2 protein-coding genes are annotated in these 4,759 nt (G+C 75.8%); both read left to right on the forward strand.

Annotated elements, in window-relative coordinates; all coding sequences use genetic code 11:
• The coding region (locus tag ACFXHB_RS44320; RefSeq protein ID WP_380582846.1) for a KR domain-containing protein at positions 1–3,204 on the forward strand (3,204 nt) is incomplete at its 5' end.
• A 58-nt stretch (positions 3,205–3,262) separates the two neighbouring features.
• Positions 3,263–4,759, forward strand: a 1,497-nt coding sequence (locus ACFXHB_RS44325; protein ID WP_380582848.1) for a type I polyketide synthase, incomplete at its 3' end; no start/stop codon positions are given.

A 4,759-nucleotide genomic window follows, 5' to 3' on the forward strand; every position in this document is an offset into this window, starting at 1 on the left:
CTGCGCCGGGGCGAGGGTGGTCCGGAGCGGCTGCTGACCGCGTTGTCCGCCGCCTTCGTGCAGGGCTTGCCGGTCGACTGGCCCGCGCTGCTGCCCGAGACGGGCGCCGGCCGCCCCCTCGACCTGCCCACCTACGCCTTCCAGCACCGCCGCTACTGGCTCGACCAGGGGGTGCGGACGGGCGACCCGGTCGGCCTCGGCCTGACCTCCGTCGGTCACCCCCTGCTGGGCGCGGCGGTGACGTCGGCGCACGACGGCAGCGTGCTGTTCACGGGCCGGCTGTCGGCCGGGACGCACACCTGGCTCGCCGATCACGTCGTGCTGGGCGCGGTGATCCTGCCGGGGACGGTCTTCGCCGAGCTGGTCGGGTGGGCCGGCGGCGAGGCCGGGACACCGACGATCGGCGAACTGACCCTGCACACCCCCTTGGTCCTGCCGGCCACGGACGCCGTCCGCCTCCAGGTCGTGGTGGGCGCCCCCGACGCGGCCGGGGCCCGGGAGGTGAGCGTCCACTCGCGGCCCGAGACGGCCGACGCCGACGAGCCGTGGACCAGGCACGCCACCGGCTCACTCACCCCGGACGCCCCGGACACCGGGACGGGCGAGATCGACCCGGAGTGGGCGACCTGGCCGCCGGTAGGGGCGGTGCCCCTGGAGGTCGACGGCTTCTACGAACGGCTGGTCGCGTCGGGTGTCGACTACGGTCCGGCCTTCCGGGGCATGCGGGCGGCCTGGCGGCGCGGTGACGAACTGTTCGCCGACGTGGCCCTCGACGCCGGCCACGAGCGCGCCGCGGCCCGCTTCGCCGTGCACCCGGCCCTGCTCGACGCCGCGATCCAGACCCTGCGGGTGGACGCGGGCGCGGTGGACGCCGAGGACGTGCGGGTGGCCTTCGCCTGGCAGGGCGTCCGGTTCTCGGCCGGCGCCGGTCCGACCGGCCTGCGGGTGCGCATCGCCCCGGCCGGCGAGGACGCGGTGTCGTTGCGGGTCGCGGACAGCGCGGGCCGGACGCTCGCGGTCGTCGACGCGCTCACCGTGCGTCCGGTCTCGGCGGAGCAGCTGCGCGCGGCCGGCGGGGTGCACCGCGACTCGCTCTTCCGGACGCGATGGAGCCCCTTCGAGCCCCCTGCCCCCGGCTCCGGCCACTTCTCCGGCTCCGGCTTCGTCTCCGTCCCCGGCTCCGAGCCTGCCACGGGCGCCGGGCGCGTGGTCCTGCTCGGTGGGCGGGCCCCGGTCGGGCCGGCGTTCTCCGGCCGGTACGCGAGCGCGGAGGTGCTGGGCGCCGCCGTCGGGGCGGGTGAACCGGTGCCCGACCTCGCCGTGCTCCACGCGGCCGACGCCGACCCGACCCCGTCCGCTCCCGATCCGTCCGCTCCCGACGCGGCCTCTTCCGACGCGGCCTCTTCCGACTTGTCCAAGGTGGACCCGACCGGTGCGGACCTGTTGCGCCGGACGGTCCGGGTGACGGCCGAGGTGCTGGCGCAGGTCGCGGCCTGGGTGGAGGAGCCCCGGCTCGCCTCGGCCCGGCTGGTGGTGGTCACCAGGCGGTCGGTGGCCGTCGACGGCGACGACCACGCACCCGATCCGACAGGGGCCGCGGTGTGGGGCGCGGTGCGCGCCTTCCAGCACGAACTCCCGGACCGGGTCGTCCTGGTGGACGCCGACCTCGATGAGGACGGGGTCTCGGCGGCCCTCCTACAGGCGTTGGCGTCGGCCGGGGAGCCGTGCCTGGCCCTGCGCGCCGGACAGGCCCTCGTCCCGACCCTGGTCAGGGTGGGACCGGCCGACCGGTCCGCGGCGGGCACGTCCGGTCTGCGGTCGGCGGCCCACGGCACGGTGGTGGTCACCGGTGCCGACGGGGCGCTCGCCGGGGTGGTGGCCGGGCACCTGGTCGCCGCCCACGGCGTCCGGCGGCTCGTCCTGCTGCCCGGCGGCGGCCGGGACGCCGGAGCCCTCGGGAAGCTGGCGGGCCGGCTGACCGAATCGGGCGCCGAGGTCGAGGTGGCCGCGTGGACGCCGGGGGACCGGGACGGGCTGCGCGAGCTGCTCGACGCGGTCACCGCCGAGCATCCGTTGGTCGGTGTCCTGCACGCGGCCGACGCGGCCGACGCGGTCGACCCGGTTGCCCTCGGGGCCGCCGCCGCCGATGCCGATGCCGCCGCAGACCGGGCCGGTCAGGGACCGGTGGAACGTCCGGAACCACCGGCGCCGACGAGCCGGGAACTCCTCCGGCACGCACTGGAGTTGCGCGCCGGCACGGCGTGGGCGCTCCACGAGTTCACCGCCGATCGCGCGTTGGCGTTCTTCGTGACCTTCTCCTCGGCGGGCGACCTGCCAGGGTTCGCCGGCCATGCCGGTACCGCCGCCGCCGACGCGTTCGTCGACGCCCTGGCCGCCCACCGGCACACGCTCGGGCTCCCGGCCGTCTCGCTCGCCTGGGGGCCGGCGGTCGGCCGGTCCGGCCCGGACGGCGGACTCCCGCCCGGCCTGAAGGAGTTGTCGGAGCCGGAGGTGCTCGCGCTGTTTGACGCGGCGCTCGGCCTCACCGCCCCGGCGCCCGTGCTGGCCCGGATCGACCGGGCGGCCCTGCGGGCGAACCCGGACGCGGCGCGCGGACCGCTCCGCGACCTGCTCCGCGAAGGGGCCGCGCGGGCGGGCGTGGCCGAAGCCTCGGACGTCCAGGGGGCCGAGGCGCTCCTGCGCCGGCTGGCCGCGCTGACCGAGGAGGAGCGCGAGCGGGAGCTGCTCGCGCTCGTGCGGACCCAGGCGGCGTCGGTCCTCGGTCACCCGGGGACGGACGAACTCGGCCCCGAACGGGCGTTCAAGGAGGTCGGGTTCGACTCGCTGATGGCGGTCGAACTGCGCAACCGCCTGATGCGCGGCACGGGCGTGCAGCTTCGCTCGACGCTCGTCTTCGACTACCCGAACCCGCTCAGCCTCGCCCGCCACGTCCTGGACCGCATCGCGCAGGCGTCGTCGGCGGCGACCCCGATGCTGGCGGACCTGGACCGCCTGCACGAGACCCTCCCCACGGCCCTGGCCGAGGGCGGAGCCCGCGACCGGATCGCCGAACGCCTGCGCGCGCTCCTGGCGTTGTGCGAGGCGGCGGACGACGCGGGCCCGGACGACGAGGACAGCCCGGACGATCTCGACTCCGCCAGCGACGACGAGCTGTTCTCGCTCGTCGACCAGGGGTTCGAGTGATGACACAGCACCGCCAGCCCAGCGACAGCGACCGTTCGATCGAGGAGTCGAAGTAGACGTGGCCGAGTCGGAAGAGAAGCTCCGGGCGTATCTCAAGCGAGCGGTCGCCGACGCGCGCGACGCGCATCGCCGCGTGCGGGAGCTGGAGGACAAGGGCCGCGAACCGATCGCGATCGTGGGCATGGCCTGCCGCTTCCCCGGCGGGCTGGCGACACCGGAGCAGCTGTGGGGCTTCGTTGAGGGCGGCGGCGACGCGGTCGGCCCCTTCCCGACCGATCGTGGCTGGGACCTCGACGCGCTCTACCACCCGGACCCCGACAACCCCGGCACGGCGTACGTCCGCGAGGGCGGGTTCCTGCACGACGCCGCCGACTTCGACGCCGGGTTCTTCGGCATCTCCCCGCGCGAGGCCACCGCGATGGACCCGCAGCAACGGCTGCTGCTGGAGACCTCCTGGGAGGCGTTCGAGTACGGCGGCATCGACCCGACCTCGCTGCGCGGCACCCGCACCGGCGTCTACACCGGGATCAACTGGCTCGACTACACCACCGTCCTGGCCAGGACGGCCAAGGGGCGCGACGGCACGCTCGGGATGGCCAACGCCGCCAGCCTGCTGGCCGGCCGCGTCGCCTACACCCTCGGCCTGGAGGGGCCGGCGGTGACCGTGGACACGGCCTGCTCCTCGGCGCTGGTCGCGCTGCACCTGGCGGTCAACGCGCTGCGCTCGGGGGAGTGCGACCTGGCGCTGGCGGGCGGTGCCACCGTGATGTCCACCCCGGAGACGTTCGTCAACTTCAGCCGCCAGCGCGGGCTCCCGCCGGACGGTCGCTGCAAGCCGTTCGCGGCGGCGGCCGACGGCTTCGGCCCGGCCGACGGCGCCGGTCTGTTCGTGGTCGAGCGGCTGTCGGACGCCCGGCGCAACGGGCACCCCGTGTTCGCCGTGGTCCGGGGCAGCGCGGTCAACCAGGACGGCGCGTCGAACGGGATCACTGCACCGAACGGGCCCTCGCAGGAGCGGGTGATCAGGCAGGCGCTGGCGAGCGCCGGTCTGTCGACGACCGATGTCGACGCGGTCGAGGCGCACGGCACCGGGACGCCGTTGGGTGACCCGATCGAGGCGCACGCGCTGCTGGCGACGTACGGGCAGGGGCGTTCGGCGGACCGGCCGTTGTGGCTGGGGTCGGTGAAGTCCAACATCGGCCACACCCAGGCGGCGGCGGGTGTCGCGGGCGTCATGAAGATGGTCATGGCGCTGCGGCACGGCGTGCTGCCCAGGACCCTGCACGTCGACGCGCCCTCGTCGCAGATCGACTGGGACTCCGGGGACGTCCGGCTGCTGACCGAGTCGGTGCCGTGGCCGCGCACCGAGCGCCCGCGCCGCTTCGGCGTCTCCTCGTTCGGCGCGAGCGGGACCAACGCGCATGTCGTCCTGGAGGAGGCGCCGGAGCCCGAGAGCGAGGCCGAGGTCGAGTCTGCGGGTGTTTCGGTGTCGGTGCCCGGTGGTGTGGTGCCGTGGGTGGTGTCGGCGCGGTCGGGTGCGGCGTTGCGGGCGCAG

It is taken from the genome of Kitasatospora sp. NPDC059327 (genome assembly GCF_042752535.1).
GTDB lineage: Bacteria > Actinomycetota > Actinomycetes > Streptomycetales > Streptomycetaceae > Kitasatospora.